16 protein-coding genes are annotated in these 15,930 nt (G+C 59.9%); 7 read left to right on the top strand and 9 right to left on the bottom strand.

The window, feature by feature from the left end; translation table 11 throughout:
* Positions 1 to 103 precede the first annotated feature (103 nt).
* Both FFH90_RS01230 and FFH90_RS01225 read right to left on the bottom strand, forming a co-directional pair.
* Positions 104 to 871: a TerC family protein gene (locus tag FFH90_RS01230; RefSeq protein WP_018927293.1), complete on the bottom strand. Its 768-nt coding sequence runs from the start codon at positions 869 to 871 to the stop codon at positions 104 to 106.
* An 82-nt stretch (positions 872 to 953) separates the two neighbouring features.
* The gene (locus tag FFH90_RS01225; RefSeq protein ID WP_018927294.1) at positions 954 to 2,261 is read right to left on the bottom strand and encodes a CitMHS family transporter; all 1,308 of its coding nucleotides are present in this window, start codon (positions 2,259 to 2,261) and stop codon (positions 954 to 956) included.
* A gap of 319 nt (positions 2,262 to 2,580) precedes the next feature.
* On the opposite strand from FFH90_RS01225, the gene FFH90_RS01220 reads away from it, so the two are divergent.
* On the top strand, positions 2,581 to 2,982 hold the full coding sequence (locus tag FFH90_RS01220; protein ID WP_111453125.1) for a GFA family protein: 402 nt from the start codon (positions 2,581 to 2,583) through the stop codon (positions 2,980 to 2,982).
* On the opposite strand, the gene FFH90_RS01215 is transcribed toward FFH90_RS01220, so the two are convergent.
* Positions 2,983 to 3,309 (bottom strand): DOPA 4,5-dioxygenase family protein, encoded by a 327-nt coding sequence (locus FFH90_RS01215; protein WP_138866571.1) that lies wholly within the window; start codon positions 3,307 to 3,309, stop codon positions 2,983 to 2,985.
* An 83-nt stretch (positions 3,310 to 3,392) separates the two neighbouring features.
* Here FFH90_RS01215 and FFH90_RS01210 point away from each other — a divergent pair, with 83 nt between their 5' ends.
* Entirely contained in the window at positions 3,393 to 4,058 is a 666-nt protein-coding gene (locus tag FFH90_RS01210) for an NAD(P)-dependent oxidoreductase (RefSeq protein ID WP_018927296.1), read from the top strand.
* A gap of 5 nt (positions 4,059 to 4,063) precedes the next feature.
* Here FFH90_RS01210 and FFH90_RS01205 read toward each other — a convergent pair whose 3' ends face one another.
* The gene (locus FFH90_RS01205) at positions 4,064 to 5,014 is read right to left on the bottom strand and encodes a LysR family transcriptional regulator (protein ID WP_064615658.1); all 951 of its coding nucleotides are present in this window, start codon (positions 5,012 to 5,014) and stop codon (positions 4,064 to 4,066) included.
* A gap of 114 nt (positions 5,015 to 5,128) precedes the next feature.
* On the opposite strand from FFH90_RS01205, the gene betC reads away from it, so the two are divergent.
* The 3 genes from betC to FFH90_RS01190 all read left to right on the top strand — a co-directional run bounded on the left by betC (position 5,129) and on the right by FFH90_RS01190 (position 9,363).
* Entirely contained in the window at positions 5,129 to 6,643 is a 1,515-nt protein-coding gene (betC, locus tag FFH90_RS01200; RefSeq protein ID WP_111453123.1) for a choline-sulfatase, read from the top strand.
* A 16-nt stretch (positions 6,644 to 6,659) separates the two neighbouring features.
* Positions 6,660 to 7,592 (top strand): choline ABC transporter substrate-binding protein, encoded by a 933-nt coding sequence (gene choX, locus FFH90_RS01195; RefSeq protein ID WP_138866570.1) that lies wholly within the window; start codon positions 6,660 to 6,662, stop codon positions 7,590 to 7,592.
* Between the two features lie 202 nt (positions 7,593 to 7,794).
* On the top strand, positions 7,795 to 9,363 hold the full coding sequence (locus FFH90_RS01190) for a SulP family inorganic anion transporter (protein WP_111453122.1): 1,569 nt from the start codon (positions 7,795 to 7,797) through the stop codon (positions 9,361 to 9,363).
* Positions 9,364 to 9,424: 61 nt separating this feature from the next.
* Here FFH90_RS01190 and aroE read toward each other — a convergent pair whose 3' ends face one another.
* Positions 9,425 to 10,246: a shikimate dehydrogenase gene (gene aroE, locus FFH90_RS01185; RefSeq protein WP_018927301.1), complete on the bottom strand. Its 822-nt coding sequence runs from the start codon at positions 10,244 to 10,246 to the stop codon at positions 9,425 to 9,427.
* Between the two features lie 13 nt (positions 10,247 to 10,259).
* Positions 10,260 to 11,174 (bottom strand): oxygen-dependent coproporphyrinogen oxidase, encoded by a 915-nt coding sequence (hemF, locus tag FFH90_RS01180; RefSeq protein WP_018927302.1) that lies wholly within the window; start codon positions 11,172 to 11,174, stop codon positions 10,260 to 10,262.
* Positions 11,175 to 11,355: 181 nt separating this feature from the next.
* Here hemF and FFH90_RS01175 point away from each other — a divergent pair, with 181 nt between their 5' ends.
* On the top strand, positions 11,356 to 12,333 hold the full coding sequence (locus FFH90_RS01175) for an NADPH:quinone reductase (protein WP_019580323.1): 978 nt from the start codon (positions 11,356 to 11,358) through the stop codon (positions 12,331 to 12,333).
* 38 nt (positions 12,334 to 12,371) lie between these two features.
* On the opposite strand, the gene FFH90_RS01170 is transcribed toward FFH90_RS01175, so the two are convergent.
* The 3 genes from FFH90_RS01170 to FFH90_RS01160 form a co-directional block, all read right to left on the bottom strand.
* A complete protein-coding gene (locus FFH90_RS01170; protein ID WP_018927304.1) occupies positions 12,372 to 12,929 on the bottom strand; it encodes an L-threonylcarbamoyladenylate synthase in 558 nt (185 codons plus the stop codon).
* 55 nt (positions 12,930 to 12,984) lie between these two features.
* Complete coding sequence (gene dprA, locus FFH90_RS01165; protein ID WP_111453121.1) at positions 12,985 to 14,091, bottom strand: DNA-processing protein DprA; 1,107 nt, start codon at positions 14,089 to 14,091, stop codon at positions 12,985 to 12,987.
* 80 nt (positions 14,092 to 14,171) lie between these two features.
* Entirely contained in the window at positions 14,172 to 15,197 is a 1,026-nt protein-coding gene (locus FFH90_RS01160; protein ID WP_018927306.1) for a LysM peptidoglycan-binding domain-containing protein, read from the bottom strand.
* A gap of 169 nt (positions 15,198 to 15,366) precedes the next feature.
* Between FFH90_RS01160 and def the strand changes: the two genes are divergently transcribed.
* Positions 15,367 to 15,873 (top strand): peptide deformylase, encoded by a 507-nt coding sequence (def, locus tag FFH90_RS01155; protein WP_007941507.1) that lies wholly within the window; start codon positions 15,367 to 15,369, stop codon positions 15,871 to 15,873.
* Positions 15,874 to 15,930: the final 57 nt, after the last annotated feature.

The raw sequence follows: 15,930 nt of genomic DNA, 5'->3' as shown, positions 1-15,930 counted from the left end.
GCATAGCTAAAGAAGCGATTGAAACAAAACTGTCATGAAAACAGTTTGATGCAGACATGACAAAGGGGCCCGAAGGCCCCTTTGTCACAGCAGGGTGTTCGGGTTACTGACCCGGAACATCCTTGCGCAGTTTCACCGGCTCTTGCTGTGTGCGTTTTTTCGCAATCGCGGTGCGCATCCTGATGTTGATCGCTTCCACTGCCAGCGAGAACGCCATGGCGAAGTAGACGTAGCCTTTCGGCACATGCACATCGAAGGATTCGGCAATCAGCACGGTACCGACGATCAACAGGAAAGACAGCGCCAGCATTTTCAGCGACGGGTGCTTGTCGATGAACTCGCTGATGGTGCCGGAAGCCCACATCATCACCAGCACTGCGACGATGATTGCCGCGACCATGACCGGTACGTGGGACACCATGCCAACGGCAGTGATGACGGAGTCCAGCGAGAACACGATGTCGATGATCGCGATCTGGATAATGGTGTAGAGGAAGTTACCGCCCTTGCCACTTGGCTCGTCGCTGGTTTCATCCTCGCCTTCCAGCGCGTGATACATCTCTTGCGAGCTTTTCCACAGCAGGAACAGACCACCGAAGAACAAGATCAGGTCACGCCCGGAAATACCCTGGCCGAACACTTCGAACAGGTCCGCGGTGAGACGCATGACCCAGGTGATCGACAGCAGCAACAGAATCCGGGTGACCATGGCCAGCGCCAGGCCGAAGATCCGGGTACGCGCCTGCATGTGTTTGGGCATGCGGCTGACCAGGATCGAGATCATGATGATGTTGTCGATGCCCAGGACGATCTCCAGGGCGGTCAGGGTGAAGAAGGCAACCCAGATTTCAGGGTTGGTCAGCCATTCCATGTGTATTCCTTTGAGGATGTGTTTAAACCACGAAGGGCCCAGGCTTCAAACAAAGCCTGGACCCCTCATGGCGAGTCTTGGCTTATAGCGTGCTGAACAGCGGAAAGATCCCCATCAGCAAGGCTGCCACCAGTATGCACAGGCAAACCAGCACCGCCCACTTCAGGGTGAACCGCTGATGGTCACCGAATTCGATACCGGCCAGGGCCACCAACAGGTAGGTCGATGGTACCAGCGGGCTCAGCAAGTGGACGGGCTGACCGACGATCGAGGCACGTGCCATTTCTACCGCGGTTATACCGTAATGACTGGCGGCTTCAGCAAGCACTGGCAACACGCCGTAATAAAATGCGTCGTTCGACATGAAGAACGTGAACGGCATGCTCACCAGCGCGGTGATCACGGCGAGGTACGGGCCGAGGAAATCCGGGATGACTGCCAGCAGGCTCTTGGACATGGCGTCGACCATGCCGGTGCCCGTCAGGATACCGGTGAAGATACCCGCGGCAAAGATCAACCCGACCACCGCCAACACGCTACCGGCGTGGGCCGCAACGCGGTCCTTCTGCTGTTGCAGGCAAGGATAGTTGACGATCATCGCGATACTGAACGCCACCATGAACAGCACTGGCAGCGGCAACAGGCCGGCGATCAAGGTGCCCATCAGTGCCAGGGTCAGCGCGCCGTTGAACCAGATCAGTTTTGGACGACGGGCGTCCGGGAACTGCGAAACGCTGATTTCGCTGTGGTCGATTTCATCACCGACCAGATGCAATTCACCCAGACGCGCACGCTCGCGTTTACCGTAGACATAGGCAATCGCCAGAATCGCCACCACACCGGCCAGCATCGCCGGAATCATCGGCACGAAGATCGCGGACGGGTCCACATGCAGCGCACTGGCCGCACGAGCGGTCGGACCGCCCCAAGGGGTCATGTTCATCACGCCACCGGCGAGGATGATCAGACCGGCCATGATCCGCGGGCTCATGCCGATGCGGCTGTAGAGCGGCAGCATGGCGGCCACGCAGATCATGTAAGTGGTGGCGCCATCACCGTCCATGGACACGATCAGCGCCAGCACGGCGGTACCAACCGACACCTTCAACGGGTCGCCCTTGACCAGTTTGAGGATCTTGCGCACGGCCGGGTCAAACAGGCCGGAGTCGATCATCAGGGCGAAGTAAAGGATGGCGAACATCAGCATCACGCCGGTCGGCGCAAGCTTGGTGATGCCTTCGAGCATCATCGGGCCGATCTTCGGCGAGAAACCGCCGAACAGGGCGAAGATGATCGGGATGATAATCAGGGCAATCAGCGCGGACAGGCGCTTGGTCATGATCAGGAACATGAACGTGATGACCATGGCAAAGCCAAGGAAAGTCAGCATAGGAATACTCCAGGCGTAGCGCGGCTAGGGAATGGGCGAACCGATGAGGTCAGCGCAGAACGGGAAGCACGAAACGTACGGGCGGAGGTGCAGCGAAGAGGCGGATAGGAGCGGACATCAGAATCACCATTGTTGTTGTTAAATGGGCCGGGCGGGCAATGAAACACTCGCGTTGGCCAACCGGTCTGTTGCCGGCAGTGAGGCGATCCTAATCGGGGAAGCTTTCAGCCAGCTTTCGCGGATGAAAGCATTGACCGAATGTACGACCGGTCGTCGGCCGGGTTGAAAGTCAGTAAACACAGGCTCAGGAGGAAAAAACATGGGCGAACTTCACACTGGCGGCTGCCACTGCGGACAAATCCGCTATCAATTCAGCGGGCCATTGCAGGATATCGCCCACTGCCATTGCTCGATTTGCCGGCGGGTCAGCGGCGGGATCGTGACCACCTGGATCACCGTCCCCGCCTCGGCATTTGCCTGGGTCGCGGGTACACCGTCCCGGTATGGCTCATCATCCACTTGCACGCGGTATTTCTGCCCCAACTGCGGGGCGCAGCTGGCGCTGGTAACAACGCTCAGTCCCGAAAGCGTCGACGTGACCATCGCCACCCTTGACCACCCTGAGCAGGCGCCGGCCGAGCGGCATATCTGGACGGACAGTCGGTTGCCCTGGCTGCATCTGGACGAACATTTGCCTGGCGAGGCCGAAGAACAACTCTGATCAGAAAAAAGACAGGTCCAGCGGCCGGATCGCACCCATCCAGATCGCGTGTTCGGTGTGGTCGAGCAGATCGTTGCCGGTCTCCGGGTGCAGGAACACCACCAACCCCTTGCGATTGAGCGCCAGCCACGGCAATACCTCGCCAAGGTATTGCGGCTCGAAAGCCAATTGGCAGCTCCAGTCCGGGTGCGGGCCAACCAGGCGTTCATGCACGCGGCCCATCTTCAGTGGAAACAATTGTGCGGCCTGCTCACACAAGGCCCGGGCCTGCGGGAGAGTATTGGCGTCGAAATAGACATGGGCGTGGTAGCCCTTGATCTGTTGCATCTGAAACCCCTTTGAACCTGGTCGAACCCACACCGTTCCCCACAGGTCTTACTTTATATAGGCAGGACGTTCGGAGCACAGCCATGAAAAACGCCGAAACCCCGGTAGTGAAGGTAGTGCTTTATGGTGCCATGAGTAGCCTGGGCAGTGCGCTGATGGCGGAAATGCTGCGGCGCCAACATGAAGTGATCGCGATTCTCGATGACCTGACGGCACTCGCGCCACGCCCCGGATTGCGCACCAAGGCCGGCAATCTGTTCGATGCCAAACGGGTCAAGCAAAGCGTGGCCGGCTGTTCGGCGGTGATCTGCCTGCTGGATGCGCCGGGGTTGCCGATGAACAGCGAACACATCGAAAAATCCATCGTGCCTGGCCCGGTCGAGCAGGTGCTGGCAGTGGATGCACTGATTGACGGCATGCAGGCCGCGGGTATCGCGCGGTTGTTTGTGGTGGGTGATTTCGAGGTGCTGGACGATCCGGAGATAGAAGACGAACTGCAACGCCACGCCGCAGAAGAAATCCGCGAGGCACTGCAAAGCAGCCCATTGCACTGGACCCTGGTGAATGCCCCACGCGGCGTACCAGGACTGTCCATCGAGCATTTCAGTCACGTCAGCACGAGCCTGGAACCTGGCCTGGCCGAACCGCTGGAACGGCTGAACCGAGTTGCCGTCGGGATTGCCGATGAGTTATGGCTGAATTTGCATGTCGGTCAGCATGTGAATTTTGTCGCGACTTCGGAACCGTAAAGCCCTCATACCGCAATCGATGGCAAAGGAAGACCATTAAGCGATTGCGCACTGCTGGCCTGTTCCGCCATCAACCAATCCACAAATGTTTGAATCAACGCCCCGCGCCGTTTGCGCTGGGGCAGGACCACGTAATAACCCAGCCTGGAAATCACTGTCTCGGCAATCGGTCGACACAACAGACCTTGCGCCAGCAAGTTATCCACAAGGTGCCGCCAACCGATCGCAACGCCCTGGCCGCCAATCGCCGCTTGAATCAGCAAGGTGTAATTGTCGAAGCGCAGTTGCCCCGGCGCTGGCGCCGACGTGATCCCCAGTTCGCGAAACACGCCGCTCCAGTCGAACCAGTTGCTGCTGTGTTCGCCACGCAGGTGCAACAGCGGAAACTCCAGCAATGACTGAGCCGGCAAGGGCAGGGGACGATCCTTCAAGAGCAGCGGGCTGCACACCGGAAACACTTCTTCACTGAACAACCAATGGCTCTCGCCTTGCTTGAACCGGCCATCGCCGAACAGCACCGCCACATCGATATCAGTGCGCAGCATGTTGTGGCTGCGCTCACTGGTAACCAGGCTGACGTCCACTTGAGGATGGGCGGTATGGAAGCGGTGCAGCCGTGGCATCAGCCAGTACGCGGCGAAGGCGAAGTCGGTGGCCACCTGCAACACTTCGTGTTGCTGCTGTGCACTGATCGCGCTCAATCCGGCGTCGATATTCTGTAAACCGAGCCGAACTTGCTCAAACAGAATCGCGCCAGCCTCGGTCAGTTCGATACCGCGATAAATGCGGTCAAACAATCGTGTAGCGAGCTGCTCCTCCAATCGTTTGATCTGCTGACTGATGGCCGGTTGCGTGGTGCCGAGCTCCACTGCAGCGGCAGTGAAACTGCGCTGGCGGGCCGCGGCTTCAAAGGCGCGCAACAGGTCCAGAGACAAATCACCGAGGGCGTCATACATAAGCTGTGCTTATCCTAGTCATTGCCTGGCGTGGGCTTTACCACAAGTTCCATGGGTTGCATGCTCGATCACAGCACTCTCGCATAAATATCCACTATGGAATGCCGCGATCACATGAAGCGCAAAAATATTCTTTTCATCATGGCCGATCAAATGGCCGCGCCAATGTTGCCGTTCTACGGCCCTTCGCCCATCAAACTGCCGAATCTGAGCCGGCTCGCCGCCGAAGGTGTGGTGTTCGACGCCGCGTACTGCAACAGCCCGCTCTGCGCACCGTCACGTTTCACCCTGGTCAGCGGTCAGTTGCCGAGCAAGATCGGCGCTTACGACAACGCGGCCGATTTCCCTGCCGACGTTCCGACCTATGCCCACTACCTGCGGCGCCTCGGTTACCGCACCGCGCTGTCGGGCAAGATGCACTTCTGCGGCCCGGACCAGTTACACGGCTATGAAGAACGTCTCACCAGCGACATCTACCCGGCCGACTACGGTTGGGCGGTGAACTGGGACGAGCCGGACGTGCGGCCGACCTGGTACCACAACATGTCGTCGGTGCTGCAAGCCGGGCCCTGCGTGCGCACCAATCAGCTGGATTTCGACGAAGAGGTGGTGTTCAAGGCCCAGCAATACCTGTTCGATCACATCCGCGAGGATGGCGATCAGCCGTTCTGCCTGACCGTGTCGATGACGCACCCACACGACCCGTACACGATTCCCAAGGCGTTCTGGGATCTGTACGACGACGCCGACATCCCTTTGCCGGAAACACCCGCACAGGATGAACTCGATCCTCACTCCCAGCGCCTGCTCAAAGTCTATGACCTGTGGGACAAGCCGCTGCCTGTGGATAAGATTCGCGACGCGCGCCGTGCCTACTTTGGTGCGTGCAGCTATATCGACAGCAACGTCGGCAAACTCCTGCAAACACTCGAGGAAACCGGGCTGATCGATGACACCATCATCGTGTTCTCCGGTGACCACGGCGACATGCTCGGCGAGCGTGGTCTCTGGTACAAGATGCACTGGTACGAAATGGCCGCCCGCGTACCGCTGCTGATCAGCGCGCCGGGGCAATTCGGCGCCGGACGGGTCAGCGCAGCGGTATCCACCGCCGACCTGCTGCCGACCTTTGTGGAACTGGCCGGCGGCTCATTGGAGCCAGGCCTGCCGCTGGACGGCCGCTCGCTGGTTTCACACCTGCAAGGGCAGGGCGGTCACGACGAGGTGTTCGGTGAATACATGGCCGAAGGCACCATCAGCCCGTTGATGATGATTCGTCGCGGCGCCTACAAATTCATCTACAGCGAAGACGACCCTTGCCTGCTCTTCGATGTGCATAACGACCCGAGTGAACAGGAAGAACTCAGCCATTCGCCGCAACATCGTCAGCTGTTCGAGGATTTTCTCGCCGAAGCACGGGCCAAATGGAATATCCCGGCGATCCACCAACAGGTGCTCGCCAGTCAGCGACGCCGGCGTTTCGTCGCCGACGCCCTGACCATCGGCAAGCTGAAGAGCTGGGACCACCAGCCGCTGGTAGATGCCAGTCAGCAGTACATGCGCAACCACATCGACCTCGACGATCTGGAGCGTAAAGCCCGTTATCCACAACCCTGCCAAAACCAATAATGTTAAGGGGACGTCCATGCAAAAGTTATCCACAGTACTGACAGTCGGGCTTCTGGCTCTGGGCAGCACCTCGGCCTACGCCGAGCAAAGCTGCGAAACGGTGAAGATGGCCGACCCTGGCTGGAGCGACATCGCCGCCACCAACGCCATCACCGGGTTTCTGCTGGACGGCATGGGCTACAAGGCCAAGGTCGACACGCTGGCAGTGCCGATCACCTTTGGCGGTCTGAAGGATGGCCAGGTGGACGTGTTTCTGGGTAACTGGATGCCGGCGCAGCAAGGCTTCTACGACAAGTTCGTGGCCAACGGCGATGTCACGCAGCTGGCGAAGAACCTCGACGGCACCGAGTTCACCCTGGCGGTCCCGGATTACGTCTGGGACGCGGGTGTGCATAACTTTAACGACCTGAACAAGTACGCCGAGCTACACCCCAAAGAAGTCGACAAGAAGATCTATGGCATCGGTTCCGGCGCCCCGGCGAACATTTCGCTGCAAGAGATCATCAAGAAGAATGACTTCGAGATGGGCCAGTGGAAACTGATCGAGTCCAGCGAGCAGGCGATGCTGGCCGAAGTATCCCGCGCGGTGAAGAAACAGAAGTTCGTGACCTTCCTCGGCTGGACGCCACACCCGATGAACATGCAGTTGAAAATGCATTATCTGAAGGGTGGCGAGAAGTACTTCGGTGACACCGGCAGTGTTTATACACTGACCCGCAAAGGTTATGCACAGGCCTGCCCGAACGTCGGCAAACTGCTCACCAACCTGAGTTTTACTCAGGAAATGGAGAACAGCATCATGGCCGAAGTGGTGAACAAGAAGGTCAGCAACGCCGACGCGGCCAAGGCGTGGATCAAGGCCAATCCGGTGGTGCTGGATAAATGGCTGGAGGGCGTGAAGACCGTGGACGGCAAGGATGCTCTGCCGGCGGTCAAAGCCAAGTTGTAAGGTTCCGCTGTGGCGAGGGAGCTTGCTCCCGCTGGAGGGCGTAGCACTCCCATTTCGGCAAACTCGGTTTATCAGCCTCACCGAGTTGTCCGGATTTGCGACTGCTGCGCAGCCGAGCGGGAGCAAGCTCCCTCGCCACAATGATCTGCCCACTACGAGCCAATGCTTTACCCTGACGATTTACCCCGTACCGAGAGGACCCATGGCCTTCCCCAGCCGCCATTCACTCTTTCCCTTCCTGACCTGGTTGCCCCGGCAAACCCGCGCCAGCGTTGGTCGTGACCTGATCGTCGGCCTGAGCGGTGCGATTCTCGCGTTGCCACAATCCATTGCCTACGCCCTGATCGCCGGCCTCCCACCGGAATATGGCCTGTACGCCGCCATCATCCCGGTGCTGATTGCCTGCCTCTGGGGTTCGTCATGGCATTTGATCTGCGGCCCTACGGCGGCCATTTCCATCGTCCTGTATGCCAGCGTCAGTCCTCTGGCCGTCCCTGCATCGCAGGACTACGTCACGCTGATCCTGCTTCTGACTTTCCTTGCGGGCATTTTCCAGTGGTTACTGGGTTTGCTGCGGTTCGGTGCCCTGGTGAATTTCGTCTCTCACTCGGTGGTGCTGGGCTTCACCCTCGGCGCGGCGGTGGTGATTGCCATCGGGCAGCTGCCGAACCTGCTGGGGCTGGATGTGCCCAACCAGGCCACGGCGCTCAACAGCTTGATGATGCTGCTCAATCATCTCGGCGAAGTGGACAAACCCTCGCTGCTGCTGGGCCTGGCCACGGTCGCGGTTGGCATCGTGCTGAAACTGCTGGTGCCGCGCTGGCCGACGCTGTTGATCGCTCTGGCCCTGAGCGGATTGCTGGTGTGGCTGTGGCCAGCGATGTTCGGTCATGTGAAGCTGGTCAGCGCGTTTGTCGGGCGGCTGCCGCCCTTCAGCTCGCTGCCGCTGGATCTGGACCTGATATTGCGCCTGCTGCCCAGTGCGGTGGCGGTCGGCATGCTCGGGCTGGTGACGAGCCTGTCGATTGCCCGCTCCCTGTCGGCCCGCTCGCAGCAGTTGCTCGATGCCAATCAGGAAGTTCGCGCCCAGGGTTTCTCGAACATGGTCGGGGCGTTTTTTTCCGGTTCGCTGTCCGCCGGTTCCTTCACTCGCTCGGGCCTGAGCTACGATGCCGGCGCCTGTTCACCGCTGGCCGGGTTTTTTTCGGCGCTGTGGGTGGCACTGTTCGCGATCTTCGGTGCGGCATTGATTGCGCACATCCCGATCCCGGCCATGGCTGGCAGCATCCTTTTGATCGCTTGGGGATTGGTGGATCATCGCGGCATTCGTGCCTTGTTGCGGGTCAGCCATGCCGAATTCCTGGTCATGGCGCTGACCTGTGTCGCCACCCTGTTGCTGGAGTTGCAGACGGCGATCTACGCCGGGGTGCTGGCGTCACTGTTCTTCTACCTCAAACGCACCTCACAGCCACGGGTGCAGCACTGGCGCAATGGTGACGAAGACATCCTGAGGGTCGGCGGCTCGATCTTTTTCGGCGCCAGCCATTACCTGCAAGTGCGCCTGCAACGGATGCAAGGCCCGCGAGTGGTGATCGAAGCACAGCAGATCAACTTCATCGACTACTCGGGCGTGGAAATGCTGCACCAGGAAGCACGACGGCTGCTGCGTCAGGATCGCAGCCTGACTCTGCGGCAGGCACGGCCGCAAGTGGTGGAGGAATTGAGGAAGCTGGAAGGCGCGGAGAAATGCCCGATCCGGTTTGAGGACTAAACGCCACTGTTTTGACAAACAGATAACCTGTGGCGAGGGAGCTTGCTCCCTCGCCACAGAACTACAGCGCCAGTTGCCGGCGAAGTTCGGCCAGCACCGGCGCCGTATCCGGGCGCACACCGCGCCACAGATAGAAAGCTTCCGCCGCCTGCTCGGCCAACATGCCCAAGCCATCCATCGACACGCCAGCCCCATGTTCACTGGCCCAACGGCAGAACGAGGTTGGGTCCTTGCCGTACATCATGTCGTAGCAAACCGTCTTGCCCGGTTCGATCAAACTGCCGGCAATCGGCGGTACATCGCCGGACAAACTGGCGGATGTGGCGTTGATGATCAGGTCCACCGGCTCGCGCAGCCAGTCGAAACCGCTGGCCGACACCGGCCCCAGATCGGCAAACAATTGCGCCAGCAATTCGGCTTTTTCCACGGTGCGGTTGGCAATGATCACCGACGCCGGTTGCTCCGCCAGCAGCGGCTCCAGCGCGCCGCGCACCGCACCACCGGCCCCCAGCAGCAGGATGCGTTTGCCCGCGAGGCTGAATCCGGCGTTGACCGTCAGGTCCCGCACCAGCCCGGCACCATCGGTGTTGTCGCCCAGCAGACTGCCATCAGCCAGTTTGCTCAGGGTATTCACCGCGCCGGCCCGTTGCGCCCGCTGGGTCAAGCTGTTCGCCAGGCGATAGGCGTCTTCCTTGAACGGCACTGTCACATTCGCCCCACGGCCTTCGCGGAAAAATTCCAATGCACAGCCGGAAAAATCGTCGAGAGGTGCCAGCAAGGTGCTGTAGTCCAGTTTCTGCCCGGTCTGCTCGGCGAACAGACGGTGGATCAGCGGCGACTTGCTGTGGCCGATCGGGTTACCGAATACGACATAACGGTCCATCAGAATTCCTCGTTCAGGCCTTGGCCAACCAATCGCGGTCTTGCAGGAAGTATTCGGTCAGGCGTGCTTCTTCACTGCCCGGCTCGGCCTTCCAGTCGTAGGCCCAGCGTACTTGCGGCGGCAGCGACATCAGAATCGACTCGGTACGCCCGCCCGATTGCAGGCCGAACAGCGTGCCGCGGTCATAGACCAGGTTGAATTCAACGTAACGACCACGGCGAAACTCCTGGAACTCACGCTGTTTGGCGGTGAACGCATCATTCTTGCGGCGTTGCACGATCGGCAGGTACGCGTCGATGAACGCATCGCCGATGGCGCGCATGAAAGCGAAGCTGGTATCGAAGTCCCACTCGTTCAAGTCATCGAAAAACAGGCCGCCGATGCCCCGTGGCTCATGGCGATGCTTGATGTGGAAGTAGCTGTCGCACCAGGCCTTGTAGCGCGGGTAAACGTCCGGGCCGAACGGCGCGCAGGCCTGTTCGGCGACGCGGTGCCAATGCACGCAATCTTCTTCATTGCCGTAATAAGGGGTCAGGTCAAAGCCACCACCGAACCACCAGACCGGCTCTTCACCTTCTTTTTCGGCGATGAAAAAGCGCACATTGGCGTGGGACGTCGGCACATGGGGGTTATGCGGGTGTATCACCAAAGACACACCCAGGGCTTCGAAGCCTCGACCGGCCAGTTCCGGCCTATGAGCACTGGCGGACGGTGGGAGACCGCTGCCAAACACGTGGGAATAGTTGACGCCGCCCTTTTCGATGACTGCGCCGTTCTCAATCACCCGGGTGCGACCACCGCCGCCGGCAGGCCGGGTCCAGGCGTCTTCGACGAAACGCGCGCCGCCGTCTTCGGCTTCCAGGGCAGCGCAAATACGGTCTTGCAGGTCGAGCAGGTAGGCTTTTACGGCCTCGGTGCGGGTAGTCATGGCATCACCTTGAATCGGGCAAAGCTACGCGGCGCTCCATCAGAGCGGGGGGCCGGCGCAAATGGGTCCGTAGCATAACATCGCAGGCGAGCCTGCCGCAGTTGACGAAGATCAAGCTTGGGAGTTCGATAGGGCGCTTGGCGCTACGACTCTAGAAGCCAAAGACCTAAGGAGAGAGCAGATGGCAAAGCGTATCCAGTTCCGCGTCCATGGCGGCCCCGAAGTGCTCGAATACGTGGATTACCAACCCGCCGAGCCCGGCCCGCAACAGGTACGCGTGACCAACAAGGCCATTGGCCTGAACTTTATCGACACCTATTACCGCAGTGGCCTTTATGCACCGCCAGCCCTGCCATCGGGCCTGGGCGCCGAAGGCGCGGGCGTGGTCGACGCAGTCGGTAGCGAAGTCACCCGCTTCAAGGTTGGCGATCGCGTGGCTTATGGCAGTGGCCCGTTGGGCGCCTACAGCGACGTGCATGTCTTGCCGGAAGCCAACCTGGTGCACCTGCCGGACGCCATCAGCTTCGAACAAGCCGCCGGCGTGATGCTCAAAGGCCTGACCGTGCAATACCTGCTGCGTCAGACTTATGAGCTCAAGGGTGGCGAAACCATCCTGTTTCACGCCGCGGCCGGCGGCGTCGGATCGCTTGCCTGCCAATGGGCCAAGGCCCTGGGGGTGAAGCTGATCGGCACGGTCAGTTCAGCGGAAAAAGCCGCCCTGGCGAAAGCCAATGGTGCCTGGGCGACCATCGATTACAGCCATGAGAACGTCGCACAACGCGTGCTGGAATTGACTGACGGTAAAAAAGTCCCGGTGGTGTACGACGGTGTAGGCAAAGATACCTGGCTGACATCGCTCGACAGCGTTGCGCCTCGGGGGTTGGTGGTGAGCTTTGGTAATGCTTCAGGCGCAGTCGACGGGGTGAATCTGGGGATTCTCGCGGCCAAGGGTTCGCTGTACGTGACCCGGCCGACGCTGGCGACCTACGCCAACAATGCTGAAAACCTGCAACGCATGGCTGATGAACTGTTCGAGATGATCATCAGCGGCAAGCTGAAGGTGGACATCAGCCAGCGGTATCCACTGGCTGATGCAGCGAAGGCGCAGACTGAGTTGTCGGCGCGCCGTACGACTGGTTCAACGATTCTGTTGCCCTGACACCAGACTGTGGTGAGGGGGCTTGCCCCCTCGCCACATCAATCCGGGCGCACCACATGCCCCGTCGCCAGATCGCGAATCACACTCGGATTCTTGCGCCCGCCCAGATTGCCACCGAGTACATAATCAACCTGCCCCCGGAAATACTGCTCCACGCGAATCCGCGTCCGTGCCGCCGGTCGGCCCTGAGGGTTCGCCGAGGTCGACACCAGCGGGCCGACCACCGCACACAAGTCCCGCACCAGAGGGTGGTCGCTGACCCGCAACGCCACCGTTTCATGCACACCGGTAATCCACTGGGGCAACAGATTCTGATGCGGCACCAACCAGGTGTTGGGGCCCGGCCAGGTGCTGGCCATGCGGTCCATCCACAACTCCGGGAAGTCTTCGAACAGGAAGTCGAACTGACGAATATTGTCGGCCACCAGAATCAGGCCCTTATCCACAGATCGGCCCTTGATCATCAGCAGACGATCCACCGCCTCTTCGTTCCACGGGTCGCAACCCAGTCCCCAGACGGCTTCCGTTGGGTAGGCAATGACCGCCCCGGCGCGAATTTCTCGTGCGGCTTGTTGCACACGCCAACTGTTAACCATGAAAAAACTCTCCGGAATAAGGCTCTGCGCAGTTTACCGATCTTCCTTATAAAACCTAGTTTACCCGCGCAAACCATCGACCGCTCTCACAGACCGCCCGGCCATCCATCTCCAGCTCCGTCAGCGCTGCCAGCACTTTCGACAAGGCCCAGCCGCTGGTGACCGCCAGGGCTTCGCTGGTATGAGGCGCCGCGTGGAGCAACATGAGCAGTGGATGAGTTACCGTCGTTTGCGGCGTTTCTGTGGATAACGGCAGCCGTTGCCAGCCGCGCAAGGCCTCAAGGATGTGTTCGATGGTTTCCACCAACACCGCACCGTCGCGGATCAACTGATGGCAACCCTTTGCGCCAGGGTGGTGAATCGAACCTGGAATCGCATACACCTCACGCCCCTGTTCCGCCGCCAGCCTCGCGGTAATCAATGAACCGCTGGCAATACTTGCCTCGACCACCAACACACCAAGGGACAAACCGCTGATGATTCGATTGCGCCGGGGGAAGTTGCCCGGGGAAGGCCCGGCGTCCAGCGGGAACTCCGAAAGTACCGCGCTTCCCGAGGCGATCATGGCGTCCGCCAGTCGTCGATTGCGCTGTGGATAAAAATTTTCAAGTCCCGTGCCAAGCACCCCTACCGTTTGCCCGCCAACGTCCAGAGCCGCCTGATGCGCGGCGGCATCGATGCCCAGGGCCAGACCGCTGGTGATGACAAAACCGGCGCCGGCCAGACTGCGGGAAAACGCACTGGCGGTATCCATGCCCGGTCGCGATGCGCGACGGCTGCCGACCATCGCCAACTGCGGTTTTTCCAGAATGCCCGGATCGCCCGCGACGAATAATAGCGGCGGCGCATCACTGATTTGCGCCAGCAGCGCGGGGTAGTCAGGTTGGTCCCACATCAGTAAATGCTGGCCCGGACGCTCTAGCCAGGCCAATGCGTGGCTGGCACCATCACGAATTTCACTGCAGCGCCGGGCCTCCGCGCAAGCGAGGGGCAGGCCCAACGCGCGCCAGGCGCTGGCCGGTGCGCTGATGGCTTTGGAGGCAGAACCGAAAGCCTCCAGCAACTTCTTGAAACGTGCCGGACCGAGTCCAGGCAAAAGGTGCAGGCGTAAACGGGCTTCCAGTTCCGCAGGGGAAACGGACGTACAGGCAGACAGCGACATGGATCATCCTTGATCGTTATAAGGTCCCGTCGAATCGGGAATAAGCTGTGGATAACTCTGTTGGTAACTTGTGAGCAGGCTTAAGGATTTCGCACCTTGTCCATCACCGCCAAGGAGCGCGATGCGTTGAGCACCAGCCCGTAGCTGAGCTTGTCGTAGGTGCGGAATACCATCAGCAGGCCGGCCCGTTCGTCGGGGATTTTCAAGGGCTGACCGGTGATCCGGTCGCGCACGGTTTCGCCGGTTTTCATCACCACCAGCACATTGCCCTCGGCCAGGCCATCGCGCTGCCCCTTGTTCAGCGTGACGACATCCAGCGCGCCAATCTGGGTGACCCCACGCGGCACATCGATGATCAGGCCATTGATGTCGGTGCTTGGCGCACTGGGCATGAAGGTCGAATTGATCGAGCGCTCTTCGCCGCTGAACAACCGGTCGCCGAGTCGCACCTCCTGAGTGGTGCGTTGCAGGGCCAGGGTGGCGACGTCACCTTCAGTGGCAATGATCTCGCCGCCACCGATGTCGTCGGCGTTGATCCCCAGGAACTCCTTGCTCTGCGGATCGGTGTAGACCTTGCCCTGACGAAAGATGCCGTAGACCGGTTGTGCCGGATCGAAATGGCCACGCGCGAAGATTCGATCGCCGGTGCCGCTGAGTACCCGTTCGGCATCTCCGGCAACGATGTAGGGCGCCTTGTCGAAATCCTCGACCTTGTCGACGATGCGATTGCTCAACAGAAAACTGTTGATCGACTTCAGCGGAATGCTCGGGATGGCGTCGGCCACCGGCGAACTGCGGACTCGTGGCGACAGCTTGATGGTGCCCCGGGAAGCGCCGCGGTTGAGGGTCAGGCGTGGCTGACCGTTGACGTAGACCAGCGACAGCGTATCGCCGGGATAGATGAGATTGGGGTTTTCAATCTGTGGATTGGCTTGCCAAAGCTGCGGCCACTGCCACGGCTCACGCAGGTATTTGCCGGAAATGTCCCAGAGTGTGTCCCCTGCCACCACGGTGTATTGCTGTGGAAAACCTTCCCTGAGTTGCACTTGCCCATGCGCAAAACCGGCCGAGGCCAGAAGGAGCAAGGCGAGTAGTGATTTCCTCATGCGGTGAATCCCTTTATTATGTACGTTCGCGTGAAACGCCAGAGCCCTCGTGGCTCGCCTCCGGCTCATTATTGAAAAGCCGGAAGCTACGTTCACAACGGTAGCCTGCATCTTCGGACTCGCCAGGCCATCGACCCGACTTTACCTCACACGTGCAGCAATTAAGCTTATGGCCATTTTAGACATCCTCGAATTCCCCGATTCGCGCCTGCGCACTATCGCCAAACCGGTGGCCGTAGTGGACGACGAAGTGCGTCAGTTGGTCGATGACATGTTTGAAACAATGTATGAAGCGCCAGGCATCGGCCTCGCCGCTACCCAGGTCAACGTGCACAAACGTATCGTCGTGATGGACCTCTCCGAAGACCGCAGCGAACCGCGGGTGTTCATCAACCCCGAGTTCGAAACCCTGACCGACGAGATGGGCCAGTATCAGGAAGGCTGCCTCTCGGTGCCAGGCTTCTACGAAAACGTCGATCGCCCGCAAAAGGTCAAGATCAAGGCCCTGGACCGCGACGGCCAGCCTTACGAACTGATCGCCGAAGGCTTGCTCGCCGTGTGCATCCAGCATGAATGCGACCACCTCAACGGCAAGTTGTTCGTCGATTACCTGTCCACGCTCAAACGCGACCGGATCAAGAAGAAACTGGAAAAGCTCCACCGCCAGAACGCTTGATGCCCTTCTTTCAAAGGCTTGCCGCGGCAAGCCTTTTTCTTTTCAAGATGCTTTGCA

The sequence above is a fragment of the Pseudomonas sp. ATCC 43928 genome, assembly GCF_005938665.2.
In the GTDB taxonomy this organism is placed as follows: domain Bacteria; phylum Pseudomonadota; class Gammaproteobacteria; order Pseudomonadales; family Pseudomonadaceae; genus Aquipseudomonas.
Note: the sequence above shows the minus strand (reverse complement) of the source record. Positions and strands in the feature narration are given on the sequence as shown.

What these genes read in the sequence shown, in the direction of transcription:
- FFH90_RS01220 (WP_111453125.1), top strand. Translation starts at nt 2,581, where the DNA reads ATGGGCGAACTTCACACTGGCGGCTGCCACTGCGGACAAATCCGCTAT.
- FFH90_RS01215 (WP_138866571.1), bottom strand. Translation starts at nt 3,309, where the DNA reads ATGCAACAGATCAAGGGCTACCACGCCCATGTCTATTTCGACGCCAAT.
- FFH90_RS01175 (WP_019580323.1), top strand. Translation starts at nt 11,356, where the DNA reads ATGGCAAAGCGTATCCAGTTCCGCGTCCATGGCGGCCCCGAAGTGCTC.
- FFH90_RS01225 (WP_018927294.1), bottom strand. Translation starts at nt 2,261, where the DNA reads ATGCTGACTTTCCTTGGCTTTGCCATGGTCATCACGTTCATGTTCCTG.
- FFH90_RS01170 (WP_018927304.1), bottom strand. Translation starts at nt 12,929, where the DNA reads ATGGTTAACAGTTGGCGTGTGCAACAAGCCGCACGAGAAATTCGCGCC.
- FFH90_RS01210 (WP_018927296.1), top strand. Translation starts at nt 3,393, where the DNA reads ATGAAAAACGCCGAAACCCCGGTAGTGAAGGTAGTGCTTTATGGTGCC.
- betC (WP_111453123.1), top strand. Translation starts at nt 5,129, where the DNA reads ATGAAGCGCAAAAATATTCTTTTCATCATGGCCGATCAAATGGCCGCG.
- aroE (WP_018927301.1), bottom strand. Translation starts at nt 10,246, where the DNA reads ATGGACCGTTATGTCGTATTCGGTAACCCGATCGGCCACAGCAAGTCG.
- FFH90_RS01190 (WP_111453122.1), top strand. Translation starts at nt 7,795, where the DNA reads ATGGCCTTCCCCAGCCGCCATTCACTCTTTCCCTTCCTGACCTGGTTG.
- FFH90_RS01160 (WP_018927306.1), bottom strand. Translation starts at nt 15,197, where the DNA reads ATGAGGAAATCACTACTCGCCTTGCTCCTTCTGGCCTCGGCCGGTTTT.
- FFH90_RS01205 (WP_064615658.1), bottom strand. Translation starts at nt 5,014, where the DNA reads ATGTATGACGCCCTCGGTGATTTGTCTCTGGACCTGTTGCGCGCCTTT.
- dprA (WP_111453121.1), bottom strand. Translation starts at nt 14,091, where the DNA reads ATGTCGCTGTCTGCCTGTACGTCCGTTTCCCCTGCGGAACTGGAAGCC.
- hemF (WP_018927302.1), bottom strand. Translation starts at nt 11,174, where the DNA reads ATGACTACCCGCACCGAGGCCGTAAAAGCCTACCTGCTCGACCTGCAA.
- choX (WP_138866570.1), top strand. Translation starts at nt 6,660, where the DNA reads ATGCAAAAGTTATCCACAGTACTGACAGTCGGGCTTCTGGCTCTGGGC.
- def (WP_007941507.1), top strand. Translation starts at nt 15,367, where the DNA reads ATGGCCATTTTAGACATCCTCGAATTCCCCGATTCGCGCCTGCGCACT.
- FFH90_RS01230 (WP_018927293.1), bottom strand. Translation starts at nt 871, where the DNA reads ATGGAATGGCTGACCAACCCTGAAATCTGGGTTGCCTTCTTCACCCTG.